The organism is Kaistella sp. CFF1-2 (assembly GCF_059509915.1).
The window spans coordinates 1-1,557 of record NZ_JCAKLF010000019.1; the positions used below are offsets into that span (position 1 = coordinate 1).

Here is a 1,557-nt window from a genome sequence, read left to right on the forward strand (position 1 = left end):
AGCCCGCACTTCGCCAATACTTTTTCCGTTAGCTGCAATAATCTCAAAAATCGTGTATTAAATGAAGGTCAAAATATTTTCAATATTAGTAGTACTATCTTTATTTTACGGCTGTGGTTTTGGAAAAAATGATTGGACAATTGAAAAATTATATGTCCAAAAAATTGAAGGAAGCCCAAAGGTTATTTATAAGTTTAGTGCGTGGGGCGGATTGGACTCAAATCCAAGAGGGTTTATTATTTTGGATTCTACTGAAACCTTTAAAGTTATAGTTGAAAATATACTTCCAATTTATCAAATATCAGAAATTCCAAATAAAAAGAACATTGAAGGCATTACACACGACTGTTATGGAACATGTGGAGAACCTTATTATAAAAGTAGTATTATTCTTAAACCAATGAAAATTAATATTACAAACGAAAATGGAATTGATTTAACTACACGAATTTATCAGTATAAAGGATATTCAGAAAGTTCAAATGGCGGAAGGTATCAATTTGAAAAATTTGTAGAAACAAGAGATAGTTTGTATTTCTATAATTTGAATGATATTGAAAGTATGGAAAAATACCATTTAGATGAACTAAAAATAAAAAAAGGAGAAATTTATTTAAATTCAAATGAAAAAAACGAAATCATAAGAATTTTTGCGAATAATGTTCAATTAAACCCAATCACTAAATCGATTGAAAAAATTTCTGATTATTCATTAACCCCTAAATATCCTATTAAAGATCAAGATTTATCTGAACGCGGAATTTTTAGAGAAGCCAAAATCCCCAAATAATACTGCAGCTAACATTGTATTGGCAAAATGCGGGGTTGAATACAAAAATAGAAAATGTGGAAATATTTAGCCGCCGCTGCTTTTCATATTGTTTTTTTATTTAATTTAGACAATCTGAAAAAGCATCGGCTCCACGCAGTCTAAATTGAACTTTCAGTCCATTTTAGCCCGCACTTCGCCAATACTTTTTCCGTTATCTGTAATGCTTAACCAAGATTATGTCTGAAAAAATAAAAAAAATTAAACGAGATATTTGTTTAATAAAATACAGAGATCTTCCTCTGATTGAATACGAAAAAGAAACAGATTCCGAAATTTATTACTTCCCAAAAACAAAATATTTTTATTGGATTAAACTTGAAAAGGAAAATTCCAAAATTTTGATTTCAGAATTAATTAAACTGCTTAAATTACTAGAATTTAATGCATTTATTTTTCTCGACGCAAAAAATAAATCTTGGATTTCAAAACAGACTGAAAAAAGAAAAGATTTTAAATCATTAATTAAAACTGTTGAATATTTTAAATCTCAAAAAATTGACACAAAATTTAATGGTGGAATTGAAATCCAATTCGAAAAACTAAAAGAATTTTTACCTCATTTTTATAGAATCACAGAAGCTGATAGCGGATTTTTTGACTATTACTTCACTGACTTAAATCAAAATTTAATTTTCTACATTCATTATTCTGGAGAAATAAAAATACTTTCACTTAATGAGAAAATTAATAAGAAACTTCTGAAAGTTATTAAAAAAACAAAATTT

2 protein-coding genes are annotated in these 1,557 nt (G+C 27.2%); both read left to right on the forward strand.

Annotated features, from left to right (window positions below; all coding sequences use genetic code 11):
- Positions 1–61 precede the first annotated feature (61 nt).
- Positions 62–790 (forward strand): hypothetical protein, encoded by a 729-nt coding sequence (locus AC5XHR_RS13680; protein WP_495951337.1) that lies wholly within the window; start codon positions 62–64, stop codon positions 788–790.
- A 218-nt stretch (positions 791–1,008) separates the two neighbouring features.
- The coding region (locus AC5XHR_RS13685; RefSeq protein WP_495951338.1) for a hypothetical protein at positions 1,009–1,557 on the forward strand (549 nt) is incomplete at its 3' end.